The sequence below is a fragment of the Methylophilus sp. DMC18 genome (assembly GCF_056314005.1).
The window spans coordinates 327629-350384 of the sequence record NZ_JBQUZE010000003.1 but is presented as its reverse complement, the minus strand read 5'-3'; the positions used below and the strand labels follow the sequence as shown (position 1 = coordinate 350384).

Annotated in this window: 22 protein-coding genes; 11 read left to right on the top strand and 11 right to left on the bottom strand. The window is 51.7% G+C overall.

Features of this window, described 5'->3' with window-relative positions; all coding sequences use genetic code 11:
* Positions 1-2: 2 nt before the first annotated feature.
* The 3 genes from ACT53G_RS08680 to gap (ACT53G_RS08670) all read right to left on the bottom strand — a co-directional run bounded on the left by ACT53G_RS08680 (position 3) and on the right by gap (ACT53G_RS08670) (position 2386).
* Complete coding sequence (locus tag ACT53G_RS08680) at positions 3-299, bottom strand: YkvA family protein (RefSeq protein ID WP_476169174.1); 297 nt, start codon at positions 297-299, stop codon at positions 3-5.
* A 21-nt stretch (positions 300-320) separates the two neighbouring features.
* Positions 321-1220, bottom strand: coding sequence for a phosphoribosylaminoimidazolesuccinocarboxamide synthase (locus ACT53G_RS08675; RefSeq protein ID WP_275356295.1), 900 nt, complete (start codon positions 1218-1220; stop codon positions 321-323).
* Between the two features lie 104 nt (positions 1221-1324).
* The gene (gap, locus tag ACT53G_RS08670) at positions 1325-2386 is read right to left on the bottom strand and encodes a type I glyceraldehyde-3-phosphate dehydrogenase (protein WP_194748644.1); all 1062 of its coding nucleotides are present in this window, start codon (positions 2384-2386) and stop codon (positions 1325-1327) included.
* A 157-nt stretch (positions 2387-2543) separates the two neighbouring features.
* On the opposite strand from gap (ACT53G_RS08670), the gene ACT53G_RS08665 reads away from it, so the two are divergent.
* On the top strand, positions 2544-3536 hold the full coding sequence (locus ACT53G_RS08665; protein WP_379074765.1) for a sensor domain-containing diguanylate cyclase: 993 nt from the start codon (positions 2544-2546) through the stop codon (positions 3534-3536).
* A gap of 48 nt (positions 3537-3584) precedes the next feature.
* On the opposite strand, the gene ACT53G_RS08660 is transcribed toward ACT53G_RS08665, so the two are convergent.
* Positions 3585-4778, bottom strand: coding sequence for a phosphoglycerate kinase (locus tag ACT53G_RS08660; RefSeq protein ID WP_338655270.1), 1194 nt, complete (start codon positions 4776-4778; stop codon positions 3585-3587).
* A 99-nt stretch (positions 4779-4877) separates the two neighbouring features.
* On the bottom strand, positions 4878-5879 hold the full coding sequence (gene gap / locus ACT53G_RS08655; protein WP_379074761.1) for a type I glyceraldehyde-3-phosphate dehydrogenase: 1002 nt from the start codon (positions 5877-5879) through the stop codon (positions 4878-4880).
* Between the two features lie 163 nt (positions 5880-6042).
* Here gap (ACT53G_RS08655) and msrA point away from each other — a divergent pair, with 163 nt between their 5' ends.
* Positions 6043-6558: a peptide-methionine (S)-S-oxide reductase MsrA gene (gene msrA, locus ACT53G_RS08650; protein ID WP_476169173.1), complete on the top strand. Its 516-nt coding sequence runs from the start codon at positions 6043-6045 to the stop codon at positions 6556-6558.
* Between the two features lie 14 nt (positions 6559-6572).
* Here msrA and ACT53G_RS08645 read toward each other — a convergent pair whose 3' ends face one another.
* Entirely contained in the window at positions 6573-7121 is a 549-nt protein-coding gene (locus ACT53G_RS08645; protein WP_275356300.1) for an RNA pyrophosphohydrolase, read from the bottom strand.
* 147 nt (positions 7122-7268) lie between these two features.
* On the opposite strand from ACT53G_RS08645, the gene ACT53G_RS08640 reads away from it, so the two are divergent.
* The 8 genes from ACT53G_RS08640 to folE2 all read left to right on the top strand — a co-directional run bounded on the left by ACT53G_RS08640 (position 7269) and on the right by folE2 (position 14552).
* A complete protein-coding gene (locus ACT53G_RS08640; protein ID WP_476169172.1) occupies positions 7269-8318 on the top strand; it encodes a YVTN family beta-propeller repeat protein in 1050 nt (349 codons plus the stop codon).
* Positions 8319-8505: 187 nt separating this feature from the next.
* The gene (locus ACT53G_RS08635) at positions 8506-9051 is read left to right on the top strand and encodes an SRPBCC family protein (protein WP_194748650.1); all 546 of its coding nucleotides are present in this window, start codon (positions 8506-8508) and stop codon (positions 9049-9051) included.
* Between the two features lie 445 nt (positions 9052-9496).
* Entirely contained in the window at positions 9497-9838 is a 342-nt protein-coding gene (locus ACT53G_RS08630) for a pilin (protein ID WP_476169171.1), read from the top strand.
* A gap of 117 nt (positions 9839-9955) precedes the next feature.
* Positions 9956-10612, top strand: a complete 657-nt coding sequence (locus ACT53G_RS08625; RefSeq protein ID WP_476169170.1) for an alpha/beta hydrolase — start codon at positions 9956-9958, stop codon at positions 10610-10612.
* A 74-nt stretch (positions 10613-10686) separates the two neighbouring features.
* Positions 10687-10932: an exodeoxyribonuclease VII small subunit gene (gene xseB / locus ACT53G_RS08620; RefSeq protein WP_476169169.1), complete on the top strand. Its 246-nt coding sequence runs from the start codon at positions 10687-10689 to the stop codon at positions 10930-10932.
* A gap of 26 nt (positions 10933-10958) precedes the next feature.
* On the top strand, positions 10959-11849 hold the full coding sequence (locus ACT53G_RS08615; protein ID WP_476169168.1) for a polyprenyl synthetase family protein: 891 nt from the start codon (positions 10959-10961) through the stop codon (positions 11847-11849).
* 2 nt (positions 11850-11851) lie between these two features.
* Positions 11852-13696 carry a 1-deoxy-D-xylulose-5-phosphate synthase gene (gene dxs / locus ACT53G_RS08610; RefSeq protein WP_476169167.1) on the top strand — a complete coding sequence of 615 codons (1845 nt, stop codon included), beginning with the start codon at positions 11852-11854 and terminating at the stop codon, positions 13694-13696.
* Between the two features lie 49 nt (positions 13697-13745).
* Positions 13746-14552, top strand: a complete 807-nt coding sequence (folE2, locus tag ACT53G_RS08605) for a GTP cyclohydrolase FolE2 (RefSeq protein ID WP_313985639.1) — start codon at positions 13746-13748, stop codon at positions 14550-14552.
* A gap of 198 nt (positions 14553-14750) precedes the next feature.
* Here folE2 and ACT53G_RS08600 read toward each other — a convergent pair whose 3' ends face one another.
* Both ACT53G_RS08600 and aroC read right to left on the bottom strand, forming a co-directional pair.
* The gene (locus ACT53G_RS08600) at positions 14751-15923 is read right to left on the bottom strand and encodes an MFS transporter (protein ID WP_476155676.1); all 1173 of its coding nucleotides are present in this window, start codon (positions 15921-15923) and stop codon (positions 14751-14753) included.
* Positions 15924-15978: 55 nt separating this feature from the next.
* Positions 15979-17070 (bottom strand): chorismate synthase, encoded by a 1092-nt coding sequence (gene aroC / locus ACT53G_RS08595; protein ID WP_476169166.1) that lies wholly within the window; start codon positions 17068-17070, stop codon positions 15979-15981.
* Between the two features lie 119 nt (positions 17071-17189).
* Between aroC and corA the strand changes: the two genes are divergently transcribed.
* Positions 17190-18278, top strand: coding sequence for a magnesium/cobalt transporter CorA (gene corA / locus ACT53G_RS08590; RefSeq protein WP_338657605.1), 1089 nt, complete (start codon positions 17190-17192; stop codon positions 18276-18278).
* A 6-nt stretch (positions 18279-18284) separates the two neighbouring features.
* Here corA and ACT53G_RS08585 read toward each other — a convergent pair whose 3' ends face one another.
* The 3 genes from ACT53G_RS08585 to dnaK all read right to left on the bottom strand — a co-directional run bounded on the left by ACT53G_RS08585 (position 18285) and on the right by dnaK (position 22717).
* Positions 18285-19079: a ParA family protein gene (locus ACT53G_RS08585; RefSeq protein WP_476169165.1), complete on the bottom strand. Its 795-nt coding sequence runs from the start codon at positions 19077-19079 to the stop codon at positions 18285-18287.
* Between the two features lie 496 nt (positions 19080-19575).
* Entirely contained in the window at positions 19576-20706 is a 1131-nt protein-coding gene (gene dnaJ / locus ACT53G_RS08580) for a molecular chaperone DnaJ (protein ID WP_194748658.1), read from the bottom strand.
* Between the two features lie 94 nt (positions 20707-20800).
* Positions 20801-22717: a molecular chaperone DnaK gene (dnaK, locus tag ACT53G_RS08575; RefSeq protein ID WP_476169164.1), complete on the bottom strand. Its 1917-nt coding sequence runs from the start codon at positions 22715-22717 to the stop codon at positions 20801-20803.
* Positions 22718-22756: the final 39 nt, after the last annotated feature.

Genomic DNA, 22756 nt, shown 5'->3' with positions numbered 1-22756 from the left:
CACTATTTTTGATCCTGCGCAGCCGCGACCGCATCGCGGCATGCCTGCCTGATCGTCACAGGAATCAGCTTGAGCGCGAGATACAGCAACAGCGGAATAATCACCAATTCATCAAGCTGGCCAATCAGCGGAATAAAGTCGGGGATCAGATCAAACGGCAACACCAGATACGCCAGGGCTAGCCATAATAACGCTTTGGCTAACCAGGGCGTTTGCGGATGCGCGAGCAATGCGCGATAAAACAAAACCTCTTGTTTAAAACGCTGGCCCAGCGTCACCAGTTGTGCACGAAACCCCATCGCCCTTGACCGATTCAGCGGTCAATCCACCTGCAGCGTGCGACCGGTGAGTTTGGCAAATGCCTCCATGTACTTGTCCGAGGTGCGTTGAGCTACGTCAGCAGGTAATTCCGGGCCTGGCGGCGTCTTGTCCCAACCGCAACTTTCCAGCCAGTCACGCACATACTGTTTATCGTAGCTGGGCGGGTTGCTGCCCACCTGATACTGGTCTGCAGGCCAGAAGCGTGAAGAATCAGGCGTCAATACCTCGTCCATTACATGCAATACCCCTTGCGCATCCACACCAAATTCAAACTTGGTATCGGCAATGATGATGCCTTTGGTACGCGCATACTCGGCCGCACGCGTATACAGCGCAATTGCCGCCTGCTCGACCTGGGCCGTGAGCGCTTTACCAATCAGAGCTTCCACCTGGGCAATGCTGATATTTTCGTCATGCTCGCCTACCGCCGCCTTGCTCGAAGGGGTAAACAAAGGTTGTGGCAACTGCTGCGCCAGTTGCAGGCCTGCAGGCAGCGGAATATCACACACCGTGCCCTTGGCCTGATACTCTTTCCAGCCGCTGCCCACCAGATACCCGCGCACAATCGCTTCCAATGGCAAGGCTTTGAGTTTTTTGACCACCACGGCACGGCCTTTGACCTGAGCCACTTCATCCGGCGCGACTACAGATTCCGGCGCGATCCCGGTCAAGTGGTTAGGCACCACATTCTGCAATTGCTCAAACCAGAAGTTAGCCATTTGCGTCAGCATCGCGCCCTTGTGTTGAATCCCCGTGGGCAAAATCACATCAAAAGCACTCAAGCGATCTGTACTGACCAGCAGCATGGTCTGCGCGTCGATATCGTAGATATCACGCACCTTCCCCTGGTGCAGTTTTTTCAGACTCTTGATAGAAGTTTCGAGCAATGGCGCTGACATAATCGTGATCACAAAAGTAAAAACCGCATTATAAATGCGCCACGCCCTTGCAGGCGAATAAATTGTCCGTTAACGACATCAGCCCGCAAATGGAGGCCGTCTCGCTAAGCGGCCACCTCTTCAATCTCGACCGGATCAGGTAAGTTGGTCATGCACAGCTTGGCATAGCCCACATAGCGCGTCAGACGCAGCAAATTGCAGGTATAACCATACTCATTGTCGTACCAGGCTACCAGCTTCACAAAAGAGGGGTCCAGCATAATGCCAGCCGATGCATCAAACACGCTGGCAGCTGGGTAGCCTCTGAAATCACTGGAAACCACGGCCTCATCGGTATACCCCAGCACCCCCTTCAAATCTCGCTCTGCGGCGTACTTCATCACGGCGCAGATGTCTTCATAAGTGGTTTTTTGCTGCAACTCGACCGTCAGGTCAACCACCGACACATCTGCCGACGGAATACGCATGGCCATGCCGGTTAACTTCTTGTTGAGGGCCGGAATCACTTTACCGACGGCCTTGGCCGCCCCGGTACTTGAAGGAATAATGTTATCAAAGACGCCGCGACCTCCCCGCCAATCTTTGTTCGACGTCCCATCCACCGTTTTTTGAGTCGCCGTGGCCGCATGAATAGTGGTCATCAATCCACGTTTGATGCCAAAATGGTCATGCAACACCTTGGCCATAGGCGCCAGGCCATTGGTGGTGCAGGAGGCGGCAGAAACAATTTCTTCACCGCGATAATGGTAATGATTGACGCCATAGACATACATAGGCGTGTCATCCTTCCCTGGCGCTGATTGGACGACAATGCGCGCCCCCCCATTGATGTGTGCAGCACAGGTTTCCTTGGTCAGAAAGACACCAGTACACTCCACCACCACATCCACGTTTGCACTGGCCCAGTCAATCTGCGCCGGATCACGATGTGCCGTCAACCGGATGGGCTTGCCATTCACCACCAGCGATTCGCCCTCTAACTGTGCATCGTATGCGAGACGACCGTGCACCGAATCGTACTTGAGCATATACAACATCTGCTCGGGCGCCTCGATGCCGTTGATCGCCACCACCTCCACATCTTTGAACTCTGCCTGATTTAAAGCGGCTCTGAGCACCATGCGCCCAATTCTGCCAAACCCGTTTATGCCGATCCGAACAGTCATTTTTTGGACTCCTTTTGTCGTGGATATCCTAAAACAAGCAATTTTGATGCTCATTTTGAGCAGTTAGCGTTAGACAGTCATCGTGGCCTTGAATAGAATAGAGTTGAAAACTTAAAAACTTTAAATCATTCAAGCCCCCCCGCCCATCGGATATTTTGTGAACGTTGCAGAGCAATTACTGAGTGGTATTCTGGATACATTATCATTGCAAGTGGCAGTGATTGATGAAGCAAGCAGCATTCTCTATGTGAATCAGGCTTGGCGCAGCTTTGGCCTGTTTTACGGGCTGCAACTTGACACAGACTGGTTTGGCATCGCCTATCTCGATATTTGCAAGGCCAATGAAGACACCAACCAGCCAGCCTTGCTGGAGGGCGTTCAACAGGTATTAAGTGGGGCACGTGACCATTTCAGTATTGATTACCTCTGCCACACCCCAACCCAGGAGCCGACCTGGCTGACCTTGAATTTGCAGCCGATGCAAAGCAGCCTCGCAGAGCAGGGCCCGTGCTTTTTGCTGACCCTCACCAATATCACGCATCACAAGCAGGTCGAAGACCGGATTTCTGCCCTCACACTGACAGACCCGCTCACCGGCCTCGCCAACCGCCGTCGACTGGAGCAATTCATGCGGGATGAGTGGTCACGCGCGATCCGCCATCAATCCAGCCTGAGTGTGATGATGGTCGATGCGGATCACTTCAAGCAACTCAATGACAGCATGGGGCATGCCGCTGGCGATGACTGTTTGCGGCAAGTCGCCACCATTCTGCAAGGCTTTAGTAACCGGCCAGGAGATCTGGCTGCACGCTACGGTGGAGAAGAGTTTGTGTTGGTACTGGGCCAGACCACGCAGGCGGAAGCCGTCAAAATTGCCGAGCGCATCCGGCAAAAAATCATGGCGCTGGATATCCGTTTTGCCGGACACCGCTTGATGACAGTGAGCATAGGCATTGCCTCACTGGGCGCCCATCATGCGCAATCCACAAAGGAGCAACCCGCACGCACCCAGTGGCTCAATTTTAGTGAAGACGGTAATTTGCTGCTGGAACAAGCGGACAAGGCCCTGTATGTCGCAAAAAAACAGGGCCGTAATCGCGTTGAAGTGTACGACAAACACCACAGACTGACGGTGCCGCTCTCGGTGTAGCCCAAATGTGGGCGAAGTCCGCGAGCAGCTCACCGCGGTGAACAAAAACTAGGCAGCACGCGCTTCCAGCATAGCCACCGCAGGCAAGGTCTTGCCTTCCAGAAACTCCAGAAACGCCCCGCCGGCCGTAGAGATATAAGACACTTTGTCATAGATGTCGTATTTTTGAATGGCGGCAATGGTGTCACCGCCGCCGGCCAGCGTAAACGCCTTGGTTTCGGCAATCGCCTTGGCAATGGTTTTGGTGCCTTCGCCAAACTGGTCAAACTCAAACACACCAACCGGGCCATTCCAGACCACGGTACCGGCTTTCATGATGATATCAACCAACTCAGCCGCGGATTGCGCGCCGATATCAAAAATCATGTCATCCGCAGCGACCTCAGTTGCGGCTTTTTTCACGGCAGGCTCATTCGCATCAAACTGCTTACCTACCACCACATCTTTGGCAATCGGCACACAAGCGCCACGGGCAGCCATTTTCCCCATCAGGCCTTTGGCCGTTTCCACCAGGTCGTCTTCGCACAGAGATTTGCCTATTTCATGACCCGTCGCCTTGAGGAAGGTATTGGCGATGCCGCCGCCTACCACCAGTTGATCCACTTTGTCAGACAAACTTTCCAGCACGGTGAGCTTGGTAGAGACTTTAGACCCGCCCACAATCGCCACCAGCGGACGTGCCGGGGCCAGCAAGGCCTGGCTCAAGGCATCCAGCTCTTCGGTCAGCAAAATACCGGCACAGGCGACAGGCGCAAATTTGGCAATGCCGTGGGTGGAGGCTTCGGCGCGGTGTGCGGTGCCAAAGGCATCCATGACAAATACATCGCAGAGCGCGGCGTACTTTTTGGCCAATTCATCATTGTTTTTTTTCTCGCCCACATTAAAGCGGCAGTTTTCGAGCAAAATCAACTGACCGTCCTCGGTGGTCAAACTGTCTTCAGGCGCATTCGGTGCCAGCCAGTTTTTCACCAGACGGACCGGCTGACCCAATAGCTTGCTCATGACATCGGCCACGGGCTTCAGGGAGTTTTCTTCGGTATACACGCCCTCTTCAGGACGGCCCAGGTGTGAGGTCACCATCACTTTGGCGCCGGCTTTCAATGCATATTCTATGGTGGGCATGCTGGCCACAATTCTGGCATCACTGGTCACTACGCCATCTTTTACCGGCACATTGAGATCCGCACGGATGAAAACGCGCTTGCCACGTAAATCGAGGTCGGTCATTTTGATGAATTTCATGAAGGTCTCCCTTGAGCGGTCGGCGCCGCTTGAATATAAACTGGTAAGGATAAAAAGCTGTTTGGCAAAAGCAAACGGGGCATAAAGCCCCGTGCATGATTAAGCAATGTGTTGAACCAGACGCAGCAGGTTACAGGTATATCCGTATTCATTGTCATACCAGCCGACCACTTTAACAAAGGTCGGATCCAGCATAATGCCGGCATCAGCATCAAACACACTGGCGGCTGGGCTGCTACGGAAGTCACTGGAAACCACCTTCTCGTTAGTGTATTCCAGTACGCCTTTCAGCGCGCCGTCAGCAGCTTGTTGCATGGCTGCACAAATGGCCTCATAAGTCGTTTCGCTATTGAGCTCCACGGTCAGATCAACGACAGACACATCGGCAGAAGGCACGCGCATAGACATGCCGGTGAGTTTTTTGTTGAGGGAAGGAATCACCTTGCCCACCGCCTTGGCCGCGCCTGTACTCGAAGGAATAATGTTTTCAAACACACTGCGACCGCCGCGCCAGTCTTTTTTGGAGGTGCCATCAACCGTGAGTTGTGATGCAGTGGCGGCATGAATGGTGGTCATCAGGCCACGCTTGATACCAAAGCTATCGTGCAAGACTTTGGCTAAAGGCGCCAAGCCGTTGGTGGTACACGAAGCCGCTGAAATAATGGCCTGACCAGCATACTCATGGTGATTCACGCCAAATACAAACATGGGAGTATCATCTTTACCCGGCGCAGATTGCACCACCTTTTTGGCACCGCCTTGAATATGCGGCTGGCAGGTTTCCTGAGTCAAAAAGGCGCCGGTGGACTCCACCACAATCTCTGCACCGCCTTTGCGCCAGTCAATATTGTTCGGGTCACGCTCAGCCGTCAAATGGATACGCTTACCATTCACGACCAACGCGCCATTGTCAGCTTCTACTTTGGCATTAAACCGACCATGGACTGAGTCATACTTGAGCAAATACATCATGTATTCAACATCATATGAGCTGTTAATCGCCACCACTTCAATATTGCTGAACTCTGGCTGCTCAATTGCCGCACGCAACGCCATGCGACCTATCCGTCCAAACCCGTTAATGCCTACCTTGACTGACATATGCTCCCCAACATTGTTAGAACTAAAATGAAGTATTTTAACCTAAACACACTATACTGGACAGACAGTAAGTGTTTGATTTGATACACGACTCAAGCATTCCCATATTTAAAACCCGGTCATTTTGACCACGCAGGGCTGCTTGTGATGAAAGAGGAAGGTTATGCAAGACAACATTATTCTGGCGGGTGGCTGCTTTTGGGGCATGCAGGATTTAATCAGAAGACTGCCTGGCATCATTAGCACACGGGTAGGTTATACCGGCGGTGAGGTGCCCCATGCCACTTACAAAAATCATGGCAACCATGCCGAGGCGATTGAGATTGTATTTGATCCCGCGCAGATCAGCCTGCGGCAATTACTGGTGTTTTTCTTTCAGATTCACGACCCGACCACGCCTAACCGCCAGGGGAACGATTTGGGTCCCTCTTACAGATCAGCCATTTTTTATGCATCAGCAGAACAGAAAGCTGTTGCCGAACAATTGATCACTGAAATGAACGCCTCAGGCATCTGGCCCGGCAAAATTGTCACCGAGCTTACGCCCGCAACAGATTTCTGGCTGGCAGAACCGGAGCATCAGGATTATCTGCTGCGTTACCCCAACGGCTACACCTGCCACGGCCTGAGACCGCAGTGGATATTGCCGCAAGATATTGCAACAGCAAGCTGGTTATAAACCAGGCATGAACATTATTCTGGCGTTACGGTGGGCGGCTGCTTGGTCACGGCCGAAGGTTTGCGTGCTTTAGGATAATGGCGTCTGGCAGGATGATGCAGAAAAGTCGCCAACTCATTCAAGGCCAATTGATAGACCTCGCGCTTGAATTCGATGACATCCTCCAGCGGCACCCAATACTCACTCCAGCGCCAGGCATCAAACTCGGGATGCTCGGTCGCGCGCAATGACACATCACTGTCACGCCCGATCAGGCGCAACAAAAACCAGATCTGTTTTTGTCCTTTGTAGCTTCCGCGCCACTCGCGCTTGACCCAACTGGTAGGCACGTCATAGCGCAACCAGTCACGTGTACGGCCCAGAATTTTAACGTGCTCAGGCTTGAGGCCAACCTCTTCCATCAATTCACGATACATGGCTTGCTCAGGCGTTTCACCATATTTGATGCCGCCTTGCGGAAACTGCCATGCATGTTCCCTGATACGCTTGCCCCAAAACACCTGATTGTGCGTATTGCAAAGCACAATTCCGACGTTTGGACGGTATCCATCACGATCTAACATAAAAAACTGCCTTCAATATTTCATGCAATTTTTTCACACTTTAGCCTTTAATGAAAGGACAACCGTCAAAAGCATGCGCAAGCCCGGCAAGGTGTATAAAATTGAAAAGCAGACTCGCCAATTTATTTAAAATCCATCATGCGCCCCATGAAAACACTGTCAACCAGAGACAAGACCATGCGTTGTTTGCCCATGCTCAAGCGATTTTCAACCAGATTTATGACCGGGCTCTCGATCCGTCTCCCGTTGGCAAGTATGAAGTTTTTTGCCCCCCTCTTGCTTGGTGTGCCCATTTTCGCGTTAGCGGGCAACCTCGCTTACATCACAAATCAAGGCAGTGACAGCGTATCCGTGCTGGACATCGCCAGTAAGCAAGTCACGCGTACCATTGCGGTGGGCAAAGCCCCGGTCGGGGTGGCTATCGCACCTAAAAAGCAGCGCGTGTATATCAGCAACGCTAATAGCCAAACCGTGTCAGTCATCAATAGTGCCACCCAACAAACGCTGCAAGAAATCCCGGTCAATGCCCAAGCCGTTGGCATTGCTTTAAGCCGCGACGAGAAAACCTTGTACGTGGCCGATTGGGGTGGTGAGCAAGTGATTGCAGTGGATACTGCGCATCCTGAAAAACAGCAAACCTTCAAAGCGGGCAAAACCCCTTCCGGCTTGCTGGTCAGTGCAGATAACAAAAAGCTGTTTATCGCCAACCGCGACAGTGACGATGTCACCGTGGTCGATACCAAAACCTTGAAAACCATCGCGCAAGTGCCCGTTGGCCTACATCCTTTTGCTCTGAGCTTGAGCCCGGATGGTAAAACCGTGTTTGTCGTTAATGTGGTCAGCAACACGCTGACCTTGCTGAATGTAGAGACCTATCAGGCCAGCACCGTCAAAACCGGGCAACACCCTTATGGCGTGGCGATCAGCCCAGATGGCCGTCGTGCTTACGTGAGCAACAATCACGCCGAAAGCGTATCGGTGATTGATTTGACCAACGGCAACACCATCAAAACCATCGCCGTGGGCGAATATCCAGAAGGCATTGAATACGACAAAGCCAGCAATCAGGTACTGGTCGTCAACTGGGGTACTGACAATGTCTCCATCATTGATGCACTCACCAATACCGTGACGCAAACGATCAGCAGTCCCAAGTTATGCCGCTCTTTCGGGCAATTTATTCTCGAAGCAAAATAGCAAGAAAAGGGCTGTGCAGAGCCAAAGCAACCTATTTTTTGATTTTTTCACAGGATGACCAATGAATTAGTCGCAAAGAAGTTTATTTTTGGGTAAAGTCTCGGATTGTTTTTTAAAACACTTTGACCGCTTACCGATCCACGCCGAGCTTTAGTTTTAAAAGTCTGTAAATTTCAGGAGATATGTAATGAAAAAATTTCTAGGCATGATTGCTGTTTCTTTATTGCCGTTGATCCCCCTCACTGCTGGTGCACACGGTGCAGCAGCCTTACGCTTTGAAAAAAGCGTCACCATCAAAGCGCCTGCTGCAAAAGTATGGGCATTGGTCAAAGACTTTGGTAACGAACAAGCCTGGCACGCTGGTGTTGCGTCTACCACCGTAGAGCAGAAAAAAGATGAAAACGGCGACGATGCCACCTACCGCACCGTCAAACTGAAAAACGGCGGCGTCATGTACGAAAAACTGCGTTTCATTGATGACGCTGGCATGCGCGTTAAATATGAATATGTGTATGAAAAAAGTACATTACAGTTTGCTAACTTTTACCCAATGATCACAGTGACTGCCAACGGCAATGACACCGTCGTTTCAGTCAAAGGCAGCTACACTCGCGCCGATTCCTCCAACATTCCAAAGCCTGAGCAAAATGATGATGCCGCGACCAAGGCGCTCGACGACTTTTTTGATCCAGGTCTCGAAAGCCTGAAAAAGGTTGCCGAATCGGGAAAGTAATTAGCCAGGGTTCTGGAAAAAAATCGCAAGGCAACAGTAAACCCTGGTGGAAATTCTGGTAAGTCTTACATTGTAAACAACACTGTTTTTGCAAATCAGTCACGGCCAAAAGCAAGCGACTGGCACCAAGTAAAGGGATTGTGTACCACACAATCCCTTTTTTGCATTTAGCCAAACCACCTGCCCAAAACCATCACCTACTCTGTCAAAGATGGGCAAAGCCTGTCACTTTCTGTCAGCTTAACTAATCGCAACCAAGCCCTCACTTTTTAAATTCAATTCGAAGAAATAAAGCACAAAAACCCTTTAATTCATATTTTTCAATCAGTTACAAACCACAAAAGCGGATTGGCACACCTGTTGCTTTAGGGTTAGCCAACACTGTTGAAAAAGCAGTGACTTAAACAAAGAAGTAACTGACTTTAAACTTGACTTGAAGGAAAACATGATGAAAAAACACGCACAACAAGGTTTTACCCTGATTGAATTGATGATCGTGGTAGCGATTATTGGTATTTTGGCTTCTGTGGCGATTCCCGCTTATACCGATTATGTAAACGAGGCACATGATGGCGCATGTTTAGCAGAAGCCTCAGCATACTCTAAACGTGCTTATACGTCCTTAACTCTTAAACCTAATGTTGCAGTAGCTAACTACCCCGCAGGCGCTTGCGCAGCGGTCAACGCGCCAGCAACAGTCAACGATACACTAACATTCACACCCGTAAACGGTAGTGCAAATAAAACTTATACATGTGATTTAGCAAAAGCAGGCTCTTGCAGCTAGTTAAGTAACATTAAGGTATTAATGAAAAAACCCTGTTCAAATTACAGGGTTTTTTCACATCCAACTTGCACCCTTGTTTTTTTCTAAGATTCGTTTTTATATTAGATCACTAACGACATGCTCGAAAATATCATCAGCCAGTATAACGCTTCTCAGGCATCCATTATCTGGCTTCATGGCCTAGGTGCCGACGGCCATGACTTTGAGCCTGTGGTACAGATGCTCAACCTGTCCCACATAAAATTTATCTTACCTCATGCCCCCTATCGTCCAGTTACTCTGAATAACGGCTATGAGATGCGTGCCTGGTATGACATTTTTGGGCTACAGCCGGATAGCCCGCAAGATGAAGCCGGGATTAACAGCATGCGAGCGACATTAAATGCGATGATAGAAGCCGAAATTGCGCAGGGCATCCCGTCGCACCGCATTTTACTCGCAGGGTTCTCGCAAGGCGGCGCGATGGCTTTGCATACGGCAACGCGTTTTCCGCAAACGTTGGCAGGCGTACTGGCGCTTTCCACTTATTTACCCTTAAAGAGCCAGCTCTCTCAAGAAAAACACCCAGCCAACCAGCAGTGCCCGATCTGGATGGCGCATGGGCGCTTTGATAGTGTAATCACACTGGCAACTTCGCAAGCGTCGCGGCAAACACTGGAGGCCGCAGGCTATGCGGTGGAATGGCATGAATACGATATGCCGCATAGTGTGTGCGACGAAGAGATCAACGATATCCGCCAATTTTTGCTCAAGGTGCTGCCGCCAGCGCAATAACCCTATCTTGAGAATAATCCCGCAAGCAGGGGGAGTTTTGTTAAAATAGCCAGCGTTTTCATAGGCCTATTTTCATGAGTGCTCCCAAAAAAACACCGTCTGCGGTGAGTGATCAACCCAGTTTTGCCGAACGTCTGGCGGCGCTAGAAACCATCGTCAAGCGCATGGAGTCAGGCGAATTGCCGCTGGAGGCCTCGCTGGCAGCCTACACTGAGGGCGTGCAATTGTTACAAGCTTGCCAGACCTCTTTAGAGCAAGCAGAACAAACCGTGATGCTGCTTAACCAACAACAGCAACTGATGCCCTTCGAAGCGAATTAACCCGCCAGCCACTTTACTGTTTATTCATGACTACTTCTGCTTTTGTCTTTGATCACTGGGCACGCGCACATCAACAACATGTGGAGCAGGTGCTGGCTCGCCTCTTGCCAAGTGACCAAGTATTGCCTGAGCGCCTGCACCAGGCCATGCGTTATTCGGTGCTGGGTGGGGGTAAACGGGTCCGCGCCTTATTGAGTTATGCCGCAGCAGAACTGGCAGGCACCTCCAGAATAACGGCTGATGCCAGTGCGGCAGCTGTCGAGTTGATTCACGCCTTTTCATTGGTGCATGACGATATGCCATGCATGGATGACGACGATTTGCGTCGTGGCAAACCCAGCTGCCACAAGCAGTATGACGATGCCACGGCACTCTTGGTGGGTGATGCGCTGCAAAGCCTGGCGTTTGAATGCATTGCTGAGACGCAAGCGCCACAAGCGCTCAAGCAAGTGCAGGTACTGGCACAAGCGACCGGCTCACGTGGCATGTGTGGCGGCCAAAGCATCGATTTGCAGAGTACGGGCAAACGGTTGACGCGCGCTGAGTTAGAGACCATGCATCAATATAAAACTGGCGCGCTGATCCGAGCCGCGACATTGCTTGGCGCTTATGCGGCGCCAGACACCGCACCGGCATTAATTCAGTGTTTGGAGCAATACAGCCAAAAGATGGGGCTGGCATTTCAGGTTGTCGATGACATTCTCGATGCAACGGCAGATACACAAACCCTGGGCAAAACGGCTGGCAAGGATGCGCTGCAAGACAAGTCTACCTACGTCAGCCTGCTGGGGCTGGAAGAGGCAAAAACACTGGTAGAAGCACTTTATGCTGAAGCACTGCAATTATTGGCAGGCTATGGTGCCCAGGCGGATCCGCTGCGCGGGATTGCCAAATTTATTTGTGAGCGTCCTTTTTAATCATGACTTCACTGTTGTCCCGTATTCATTCCCCCACTGAGTTACGCGCACTCGAACGCACACAACTCAAAGTGCTGGCCGCAGAACTGCGAGCATTTCTGATTCAAAGCGTCTCGCAAACAGGCGGGCATCTGGCCTCTAACCTTGGCGTCGTCGAACTGACCATTGCGCTGCATTACATTTACAACACGCCGGATGACCGTCTGGTATGGGATGTCGGCCATCAAACCTATCCGCACAAAATCCTGACTGGTAGACGCGAAGCCATGGCGACCCTGCGCAAGGCGGGCGGGATTGCCGGTTTTCCCAAGCGTGATGAGAGTGAGTACGACACCTTTGGCACCGGCCACTCCAGCACCTCGATTTCTGCAGCGCTAGGCATGGCGGTAGCGGCCAAAGCGCAAGGACTGGATCGCCGCAGTGTTGCCATTATCGGTGATGGTGCCATGACCGCAGGCATGGCGTTTGAGGCGCTCAATAATGCGGGCGACATGGATACCAATATCCTGGTGATCCTCAATGACAACGACATGAGCATTTCCAACAATGTGGGCGCCCTCAACAATTACCTGGCCCGCCTGATGTCGGGCAAACTGTATGACAGCGTGCGCCGTAGCGGTAAAAAAGTGCTGGATATCATGCCGCCCGTCAAAGAATTTGCCAAACGCGCGGAAGAACATGCCAAAGGCATGGTTACGCCCGGCACCCTGTTTGAAGAATTCGGGTTTAATTACATCGGCCCGATTGATGGCCACGACATAGACACGCTGGTGGATACGCTGGGCAATATCCGTCAATTGCAAGGACCGCAGTTCTTGCATGTGGTCACACAAAAAGGCAAAGGCTACAGCCCGGCCGAAGACAACCCGAACAAATACCACGGCGTGAGCAAGTTTGATCCGGAAAATGGCCACAGCCTGAGCCACAGCGACCGTCCGACTTATACGCAAGTGTTTGGTGATTGGCTGGTAGACATGGCCGCAGCAGATGACAAACTGATAGGCATCACGCCTGCCATGTGTGACGGTTCCGGACTCAATCGTTTTGCAGAGACGTATCCGGCACGTTATTTTGATGTCGGCATTGCCGAACAGCACGCCCTCACCTTTGCCGCAGGCATGGCGTGCGATGGCCTTAAACCGGTGGTGGCGATCTACTCGACCTTTTTACAGCGCGCTTATGACCAATTGATCCACGATATTGCGCTGCAAAAACTGGATGTGTTACTGGCGATTGACCGTGCCGGGCTGGTCGGTGCCGATGGCCCCACCCATGCTGGCAGCTTTGATTTAAGCTTTTTGCGCTGCATCCCGGAGATCGTCATCATGGCGCCCAGCGATGAAAACGAGTGCCGGCTGATGTTGTCTACCGGCTACCACTACCCTGGGACTGCGGCTGTCCGTTATCCGCGCGGCAGTGGCATCGGTGCCACCGTGTCGCCCACGTTAGCGACGCTAGAAATCGGCAAAGCCAGCCAAGTCAGACAGGGCGTAAAAGTGGCAATTCTGGCGTTTGGCAGCATGCTGCAGCCTGCATTACAAGCTGCAGAAGCTTTGAATGCCAGCGTGGTGAATATGCGCTTTATCAAGCCGCTGGATGAAGCGATGGTGTTGCACATGGCGCAAACCCACGACTACCTGGTCACGGTGGAAGAAAACGCTGTTCAGGGTGGAGCTGGCGCTGCCGTCATGGAGTGCTTGCAGTCGCATGGCGTGGTGAAAGCCATCCGCTGTCTGGGACTTCCTGACCGTTTTATTGATCACGGCAAACATGAAACTATGCTTGCGGATTGTGGTCTAGACGAGACCGGTATACGCTTGGCTATTGAGAAATTAATTTCCGAGTAGTAAACTCAACTATTAACTAACAGGCGGGCATCCCCGCTATGGAACCCTAATGAATCAACCCGTGATCCCCACAACGATTGAAGACGTACAAAATACGCCTGACGTGCGTCGTCTGGACATCAACAAAGTCGGCATCAAATCTATCCGTCACCCTGTGATTGTCAAAGACAAAACGGGCGGCGAACAACATACCGTAGCGATGTTTGATATGTTTGTGCACTTGCCGCACAATTTTAAAGGCACGCATATGTCTCGCTTTGTCGAGATATTGAACATGAACGAGCGTGCCATCTCGATTGATTCATTTGAAACCATCTTGCGCCAAATGGTGGAGCGCCTGGAGGCTGAATCAGGCTATGTGGAAATGCGTTTCCCTTACTTCATCAACAAAGCGGCGCCAGTATCTGGTGTGAAAAGCCTGCTTGATTATGAAGTAACGTTTATCGGTGAAATTAAAAACGGCCAGTTCGAGATTACCGTCAAGGTCATGGTACCAGTGACCAGCCTGTGCCCATGCAGCAAGAAAATTTCAGACTACGGCGCACATAATCAGCGCTCACATGTGACTGTCACTGCATTATTGAGCGAGTTTATGTGGCTGGAAGACCTGGTAACCCTAGTTGAAGAACAAGCCTCTTGCCAGTTGTATGGCCTGCTCAAGCGTCCAGATGAAAAATTCGTTACCGAGCGTGCCTATGACAATCCAAAATTTGTCGAGGATATGGTGCGTGACGTCGCAGCACAACTCAATGATGAAAAACGCATCATCAAATACGTTGTTGAATCTGAAAACTTTGAGAGTATTCACAACCATAGTGCATATGCCTTGATCGAGAGAGACAAACGCGTTCAGTAATCTGTTTTGACAAAGTTTCAGTGTAGGCTAACATCGATTTCGATGTTAAGCGAAGCGGCCAAAACTAAAATTTCGAGTCTATCCACAATCACTCGGCTTATGCATTAATTGAGAAAGACAAACGTCTTTCATAACCGCACATGCAAATAAAAACGGCCATTAGGCCGTTTTTTATACCTGCTGATGCGCCCTCCTTCGCTAATGACTAAACATGCCATTGCGCGCATAAGGTTGATTCAGATGCAGGCCGACCGCCACGATGATCGCCCCCAGGAGCGGAAACAGCGCCGCTAGCGTAAAGGTCAATTGGCCGCCTAAATACTGCAACGCAAAACCGCCGAGTAAGCCACCCAGCGCGCCACCTACCCCGTACGCCACACTGTTATATATGGCCTGCCCTTTGGCCTGGTGACGGCCATTAAAATATTGCGTCACCACCTCGACAGAGGCCGCGTGAAAACTGCCAAAGGTAAACGCATGCAGGGTTTGCGCCAGTAATAACAACCACAGTTGATCTGGCACCAGACCCATCATGGTAAAGCGCACCACGCCAATCAGCAGGCTCACCAGCAAAATGGTTTTGAGTTTAAAGCGTGCCATGATCCAGGGCATTTTCATGAAAATGCCAATTTCGCAAATCACGCCTAGCGACCATAACCAGCCGATCATGCCTTTGCTATAGCCATGCTCGGCCAGATAAATCGAATAAAAGTTATACATGAGCCCATGCGCGGTCACCATCATGGCGCAGCCAATCAGCAGAGACATCACGGCAGGCTGCTTCAGAATTTGCCACACTGAAAAATCATCCTGCGCATGCGGGGGGACATGCGCCTCAGGTAATAACCAGGTCAGGCCAAACAAGCTGCATTGCACCAGCAGAATAAACCAGAGCAGGCTGCCTATGCCAAACCAGTCCGTCAGGTAACCGAGTAAGACTGAGGCCACAATAAAGCCCCAGGAGCCCCACAAACGAATTTTGCTGTAGTGACCGTTGGTGCTAGCCAAATGCGCCAGTACCAGCGACTCCGACAGCGGCAAGGTGGAGCTGGTAAATAAACTTAAGGCGACCATGACAATAAACATGGTCTTGAAATCATGGGCCCAAAAGATGGCGACAAAGCCCAGCAAGCCGAGAAACGCGGTCACGCGTATCCAGCGTACACGTTGCCGGGTATGGTCAGCCAGCCAGCCCCAAAGATTGGGCGCGACGATCCGGCTCAACTGAAACAGCGACATGAGGATGCCGATATCGGCAGGACTGAAGGATTCGGCCGTCAGATAAAGCCCCCAGTAGGGAACGAACGCACCGACGAAAAAGTAGTAGATGAAATAAAAGCGCGACAGATTAAAGTGTAAGGCGTGGCTCATGACAGGTGTGCGCTTTAAAGGTCACCGCCCAGGCGCAGGCCATGGGCGGGTGAAATTACAGACGAGGCGTGTTTGAATGCACGTCCGCATTCTGGCCACGATGACGCAGGGCATGATCCATCAGCACCAATGCCAGCATCGCCTCTACGATAGGCGTGGCCCGGATGCCGACACATGGGTCATGACGACCCGTGGTTTGCATCATGATCGCCTCGCCAGCCTGATTAATTGAACGACGCGCTTGCGGGATGCTGGACGTGGGCTTGAACGCGACATTGACCACAATGTCCTGACCGCTGGAAATGCCGCCCAAAATACCCCCGGCATGGTTGGTGGCAAACCCTTCTGGCGTCAACTCATCACAATGCTCGCTGCCGCGCTGGGCAATCGAATCAAACCCGGCACCGATTTCCACGCCTTTAACGGCATTAATGCCCATCATCGCATGCGCAATATCGGCATCCAGACGGTCGAAAATCGGTTCGCCCAGACCAACCGGCACGCGTTCGGCCACCACAGTAATCTGAGCACCGACAGAATCGCGCTCGCTACGGATCTGGTCCATATAAGCTTCAAGTTGCGGCAACATCTCGACATTGGGGGCAAAGAAAGCGTTACCCTCATGTGCCAGCGCTTCCCAGCCCACAAACGGCACCTTGACTTCACCGAGTTGGCTCAAATAGCCGCGGATTTCTACGCCGTATTGTTGCTTGAGCCATTTTTTGGCAATGGCGCCGGCGGCAACCCGCACCGCAGTTTCACGCGCACTGGAACGGCCACCGCCACGGTAATCGCGAATGCCGTATTTCTGGGCATAGGTATAATCCGCATGGCCAGGACGGAAAGTGTCCATGATTTTGCTGTAATCCTGCGAGCGCTGATCGGTATTGCGAATCAGCAAACCAATCGGTGTACCAGTCGTTTTGCCTTCAAACACGCCAGACAAAATCTCAACCTCGTCGGCTTCAGCACGTTGTGTGACGTGGCGTGAAGTCCCTGGTTTGCGGCGATCAAGATCGACTTGCAAATCGGCCGCACTCAACTCCAGCCCTGGTGGACAGCCATCCACAATCCCGCCAATGGCCGGACCATGCGATTCGCCGAATGAGGTCAGGGTAAACAGGGTGCCGATGGTATTGCCAGACATGTGAACTCTCACTGAATAATTTTGTTTATTTTATCATAGACTGCCTGCGACCCCGCCCACGGGTTGATTTCCGGGCCTTGAACGCTTATGCTGAAACGGCTTATTGATCTGGGACCATGATGGCTAAACGCAAGCACCCGCACCGCAAACATCGCCTGTTAGGCAAGCCGCAAACCGGCATCGACACGAACACGCAAACAGAGTCAACCGCCGCCTGCATTCACAAAATTTGCTACAACGCGCAAGCGCTAGTCGCGCAGCAACTGACCATGCAGGAGATCACTGATTGGCAAGCGCCTGGCGGGCATGTGGCCTGGATTAATGTGCACGGCGTACTGGATATTCCCCTGTTACAAGCGGTCGCCCGTCGTTTCAAGCTGCATCCGTTGGTACTGGACGATATTTTAAACACCGAACAGCGTCCCAAACTGGATACCTACCCCGACTACCTGTTTCTGGAAACGCGCCTGTTTTACTATGATGCTGAAAGCATGAGTGTGAGCTCCGAGCAAATCAGCATGGCCTTGGGTCGTGAGTGGCTACTGACTTTTCAGGAAAGGCCCTCTGGCAGTTTTGAGCCCGTGCGCGAGCGCTTGCGCCAGGGCCAGGCCTTGCTGCGTCAAAGTGGCCCGGACTACTTGTGCTATACCCTGCTAGATAGCCTGATGGAACGTTACTTTCAGGTGCTGGAGGCCATCAATGAGGATGCCGAACAACTCGAAGCACATTTGCTTAACCAGCCCACGCCGGAAGACCTGCAGAATATCCACCGCCTCAAACATGTGTCCATTCAACTCAGACGGGCGGTATGGCCCTTGCGCGAAGTACTCAATAGCCTGATCCGCAATGAACACGGATTCTTTAGTCCGCAAACTGTACCTTACCTGCGCGACCTGTATGATCACACCGTGCATTTCACCGAGTCGCTGGAAGCGATCCGTGACACCTTGAGTGGACTCATGGATATTTACATGACCAGCCTGAGTCAGCGCGTCAACCTGGAAGTACGGGCATTGACCGTGGTCGCCATGCTGTTTATGCCAGCGACACTGATTGCGGGGATTTTTGGCATGAACTTCAATGAAATGCCATGGCTCAAGGAGCCAAACGGCTTTTGGTGGGCGATGTTGATGATGCTGGGCATTGCCTTGGCCATGCTGCTAGTTTTCTGGCGGCGGCAGTGGTTAAGCAGCCGCCGTGAAGCTTAATGGCACTCAGGCAAGCGTCAGCAGCGGTTGCCGGTTCAATTGCCTGAACACATCCTGTAGCTCGAAGTAAAGCGCCAGATAGTCATGGGCGGCGGCACTTTGTGCGTCATACTCAAACACATGCTGACCCATGCGCAGACTTTCGCTCAAGGCAGCATGCTCACCAATTTTGGTCATGAGCAGCTCCTGACCAAACAGGCGGCGCATTTCCTGCTCCACCTCAGTGGTCATGCTCTTGCGTGACTCCGCACGCGTGAGCAGGTAGCGGCGCGCGATCTTGCGCTTGAGCACGGGCTGCAAGGCATTGAGCGCCTTGTCCATCCTGACCGCAGAATGAATCGATAAATAATCCGTGGTCACAGGGACTACGACCAGGTCACTGGCAAACACGGCACTTAATGAAATCACCCCCATGTAAGGGCAGCAATCCATCACCACCGTTAACGCCGGCTGCTGTTGTGCCAGGGTGTCCAAGCCCGCATTCAACTTACCCAGGGTCGCCGGTCCACGGCCAAATTGCGAATCGAGCTTGCTCAATGCATGATTGGCCGTAATCACTTGCAAACCATTACGTAACGGTTGAACCAGATTGGCGACAGCGGTGCCACGCTCATAAAAATCGAGCAGGCTGGACTGAACATTCAACCCTGTGTGCTTATAGATCTCCGTCAATCTTGCCTGCGGATCCATATCCAGCAACAACGCTGGACGTTGTTTGCGCTGGTAGGCGGCGGCCAGATTTAGCGCAGTCGTCGTCGCCCCAACTCCGGCTTTCTGATTAAGAATGGCAATTTTTAACATGAGGGTATGAATGCAAAGTCGCGCTTGAGGAAATCATTTCAGACCTGGATATTTCAGACCTAGATGCGCACTATCATAAACGATGTTGCCAGTAGAGACCACCCCGCACCGCCTGTGCAAGCAACAAAGCCGGGCGCACAAAGCAAACAGTACAAAAAAAGAAACCCGCAAAAGCGGGTTAAAAGGGGGTTTGGATCAGGAGGAAATCAATGCTAGTCGTTGAAAATCAACTAAACCTAGCCATCAAACAAAACATTTTGTGTTTCGTTTAAAGATGTGTTCAGTATAGGGAGGAGTTATTGCAGTAATTTGACCAAGCTGTAACTGAATTGTAAAACTGAAAATTCAATTGTTATTAAATTGTAACTTTAATAAAAACAACAACTTGCAAGAATCGCTTGAAAAACTGTTTTAAATAAAACAGTCAAAAATGGAATCACCGTTAGTCTAACAGAAGGCGGCTCGCCAGACTAACGGCTTTGATCAAAGACAAGAATTAGCTGAAAAAATCGCGTGCTTTATCGACCCAACTTTTGTTCTTCGGGCTATGTTTGCCAGCATCCGCCTGGGTGCTGTTCTCAAACTCGCGCAACAACTCTTTTTGCTTCTCGGTCAGGCGCACCGGTGTTTCAACCACCACATGCACCATGAGATCGCCATGCTCGCTAGAGCGCAAAGGCTTGATGCCCTTGCCACGCAAACGGAACACGCTGCCGGTCTGTGTTTCTGCCGGAATCTTCATTTTGGCAGCGCCATCCAGGGTCGGCACTTCGATTTCGCCGCCCAGCGCAGCGGTACTGAAGCTGATCGGCATCTCGCAATGCAGGTTTGCGCCATCGCGCTGGAAGATCGGATGTTCCTTAAGGTGGACCACCACATACAAATCACCGGTTGGCCCCCCGTTGACGCCAGCCTCCCCTTCACCGCTTAAACGAATACGGTCGCCTTCATCCACACCGGCCGGAATTTTCACGTTCAGTGTCTTGTTCTGTTTGACGCGTCCATTGCCATGGCAAGTTGGGCAAGGGTCTTTCACCATCTTGCCGGTGCCGTGACACTTGGGACAGGTCTGCTGCACAGAGAAAAAGCCCTGCTGCATGCGCACCTGACCATGTCCGTTACAAGTGGTACAAGTGACAGGAGAGGTACCAGGCCGTGCGCCAGAGCCATGACAGGTTTCACAGGTGGCTTGCACCGGAATACGGATTTTGGTTTCGGTGCCGCGCGCCGCCTCTTCAAGCGAAATTTCGAGGTTATACCGCAAGTCTGCACCACGGTAGACGTTGGAACGCTGATTGCGTCCACCACCAAAAATATCGCCGAAAATATCGCCAAAAGCATCACTGAATCCACCGCCACCGAAGCCGCCAAAGCCAGCGCCGCCGCCCATGCTCGGGTCTACCCCGGCGTGACCATATTGGTCGTAAGCGGCGCGTTTTTGCTCATCGCTGAGCACTTCATAGGCTTCTTTTGCTTCCTTAAAGCTCTCTTCGGCTTTAGGGTTATCCGGGTTACGGTCCGGGTGAAACTTCATCGCCAGCTTTTTAAAGGCTTTTTTAATTTCCTCATCGCTGGCGTCGCGGTTCACACCGAGCACTTCATAATAGTCTTTTTTTGCAGCTGCCATTGCTTGCCTTTTTCATGTCCAGTTAACAGCGTCTAGAAATGCGAAAGTCGTTAGCCTGCAAGAGGACTAACGACTATTCGCCTGCCGTGTCGAATTAGTCCTTTTTCACTTCTTCGAACTCGGCATCGACCACATCGCCTTCCACGGTTTTTTCACCTTGGGGCTGTGCGCTCTCGGTATTGGCTTGAGCCTGTTGCTCAGCGTATACCTTCTCGCCCAGTTTTTGCGAAGCTTCCATCAATGCGTTGGTTTTGGCTTCAATGTCGGCTTTGTCATCGCCTTTAGCGACGTCTTCCAGCGCCTTGATTGCGTCTTCGATCTTGACCTTTTCATCTGCCTCCATCTTGTCGCCATGCTCACCCAGCGATTTTTTCACGCTGTGCAATACACTGTCAGCCTGGTTACGGGCATCGACCAGTTCACGCAGTTTCTTGTCTTCGTCTGCATATTTGGCCGCATCTTCTTCCATGCGCTGAATTTCTTCTTCAGACAAGCCGGAGTTCGCCTTGATGGTGATTTTGTTTTCTTTGCCGGTTGCTTTGTCTTTGGCAGACACATGCAGAATACCGTTGGCATCGATATCAAAAGTCACTTCAATCTGTGGCATGCCACGCGGTGCGGGAGGAATATCGCTCAAGTTGAACTGACCCAAGCTCTTGTTACCCGAGGCCATTTCACGCTCACCTTGCAGCACGTGAATGGTCACGGCATTCTGGTTGTCTTCAGCAGTCGAGAACACTTGCGAAGCCTTAGTCGGGATCGTGGTGTTTTTCTTGATCAGCTTGGTCATTACGCTGCCCAGGGTTTCGATGCCCAGTGACAATGGGGTCACATCCAGCAGCAATACGTCTTTGACATCGCCTTTCAACACCCCGCCCTGAATCGCAGCACCTACCGCCACAGCTTCATCCGGGTTCACGTCTTTACGTGGCTCCTTGCCAAAAATCTCTTTCACTTTTTCTTGCACTTTAGGCATACGGCTCTGACCACCGACCAAAATCACGTCAGAGATGTCAGAAGGCGACACGCCTGCGTCTTTCAATGCCATTTTGCAAGGCGCCATGGTGCGCTCGATCAGGTCTTCCACCAGGGATTCCAGTTTGGCGCGGGTGATTTTCACCACCAAGTGCTTAGGACCGGTCGCATCTGCCGTAATGTAAGGCAGGTTGACCTCTGTCTGTTGTGCGCCAGACAACTCGATCTTGGCTTTTTCAGCGGCCTCTTTCAGACGCTGTTTAGCCAGCAAGTCGTTGCGCAGGTCCAGGCCGTTCTCTTTCTTGAACTCATCTGCCAGGAAGTCGATGATACGGTTATCAAAGTCTTCACCACCGAGGAACGTGTCACCGTTGGTAGACAACACCTCAAACTGATGCTCGCCATCAATCTCAGTAATTTCGATAATCGAAATATCGAACGTACCACCACCCAGGTCATACACCGCGATCTTGCGGTCGCCTTCCTGTTTGTCCAAACCAAACGCCAATGCGGCAGCGGTTGGCTCGTTGATAATCCGTTTCACTTCCAGACCGGCAATACGGCCTGCATCTTTGGTGGCCTGACGCTGACTGTCGTTAAAGTAAGCAGGCACGGTAATCACGGCCTCGGTCACTTCTTCGCCCAAATAGTCTTCAGCAGTTTTCTTCATCTTGCGCAGCACTTCTGCGGAGATTTGTGGCGGCGCCTGTTTTTTGCCGCGTACTTCGACCCAAGCGTCACCATTGTCGGCTTTGGCAATGGTGTAAGGCATGAGGTCGATGTCTTTTTGCACTTCTTTTTCGTCAAAGCGACGGCCAATCAGACGCTTCACCGCAAACAGGGTGTTTTTCGGGTTGGTCACGGCCTGACGTTTAGCAGGGGCACCGACCAGAATCTCGCCATCTTCCTGATAAGCGATGATAGAAGGTGTGGTACGCGCACCTTCAGCGTTTTCAATCACACGAGGTTTCCCGCCTTCCATCACTGCCACGCAGGAGTTGGTGGTCCCCAAGTCAATCCCGATAATCTTTGCCATAGTCGTTATCCTTATCCTTTAAATTTGGTTAATCTCAAT

Excerpts from the sequence above, each read along its gene's own strand:
- ACT53G_RS08680 (WP_476169174.1), bottom strand. The coding sequence starts at position 299 with ATGGGGTTTCGTGCACAACTGGTGACGCTGGGCCAGCGTTTTAAACAA.
- ACT53G_RS08675 (WP_275356295.1), bottom strand. The coding sequence starts at position 1,220 with ATGTCAGCGCCATTGCTCGAAACTTCTATCAAGAGTCTGAAAAAACTG.
- gap (WP_194748644.1), bottom strand. The coding sequence starts at position 2,386 with ATGACTGTTCGGATCGGCATAAACGGGTTTGGCAGAATTGGGCGCATG.
- ACT53G_RS08660 (WP_338655270.1), bottom strand. The coding sequence starts at position 4,778 with ATGAAATTCATCAAAATGACCGACCTCGATTTACGTGGCAAGCGCGTT.
- gap (WP_379074761.1), bottom strand. The coding sequence starts at position 5,879 with ATGTCAGTCAAGGTAGGCATTAACGGGTTTGGACGGATAGGTCGCATG.
- msrA (WP_476169173.1), top strand. The coding sequence starts at position 6,043 with ATGCAAGACAACATTATTCTGGCGGGTGGCTGCTTTTGGGGCATGCAG.
- ACT53G_RS08645 (WP_275356300.1), bottom strand. The coding sequence starts at position 7,121 with ATGTTAGATCGTGATGGATACCGTCCAAACGTCGGAATTGTGCTTTGC.
- ACT53G_RS08640 (WP_476169172.1), top strand. The coding sequence starts at position 7,269 with ATGAAAACACTGTCAACCAGAGACAAGACCATGCGTTGTTTGCCCATG.
- ACT53G_RS08635 (WP_194748650.1), top strand. The coding sequence starts at position 8,506 with ATGAAAAAATTTCTAGGCATGATTGCTGTTTCTTTATTGCCGTTGATC.
- ACT53G_RS08630 (WP_476169171.1), top strand. The coding sequence starts at position 9,497 with ATGATGAAAAAACACGCACAACAAGGTTTTACCCTGATTGAATTGATG.
- ACT53G_RS08625 (WP_476169170.1), top strand. The coding sequence starts at position 9,956 with ATGCTCGAAAATATCATCAGCCAGTATAACGCTTCTCAGGCATCCATT.
- xseB (WP_476169169.1), top strand. The coding sequence starts at position 10,687 with ATGAGTGCTCCCAAAAAAACACCGTCTGCGGTGAGTGATCAACCCAGT.
- ACT53G_RS08615 (WP_476169168.1), top strand. The coding sequence starts at position 10,959 with ATGACTACTTCTGCTTTTGTCTTTGATCACTGGGCACGCGCACATCAA.
- dxs (WP_476169167.1), top strand. The coding sequence starts at position 11,852 with ATGACTTCACTGTTGTCCCGTATTCATTCCCCCACTGAGTTACGCGCA.
- folE2 (WP_313985639.1), top strand. The coding sequence starts at position 13,746 with ATGAATCAACCCGTGATCCCCACAACGATTGAAGACGTACAAAATACG.
- ACT53G_RS08600 (WP_476155676.1), bottom strand. The coding sequence starts at position 15,923 with ATGAGCCACGCCTTACACTTTAATCTGTCGCGCTTTTATTTCATCTAC.
- aroC (WP_476169166.1), bottom strand. The coding sequence starts at position 17,070 with ATGTCTGGCAATACCATCGGCACCCTGTTTACCCTGACCTCATTCGGC.
- corA (WP_338657605.1), top strand. The coding sequence starts at position 17,190 with ATGGCTAAACGCAAGCACCCGCACCGCAAACATCGCCTGTTAGGCAAG.
- ACT53G_RS08585 (WP_476169165.1), bottom strand. The coding sequence starts at position 19,079 with ATGTTAAAAATTGCCATTCTTAATCAGAAAGCCGGAGTTGGGGCGACG.
- dnaJ (WP_194748658.1), bottom strand. The coding sequence starts at position 20,706 with ATGGCAGCTGCAAAAAAAGACTATTATGAAGTGCTCGGTGTGAACCGC.
- dnaK (WP_476169164.1), bottom strand. The coding sequence starts at position 22,717 with ATGGCAAAGATTATCGGGATTGACTTGGGGACCACCAACTCCTGCGTG.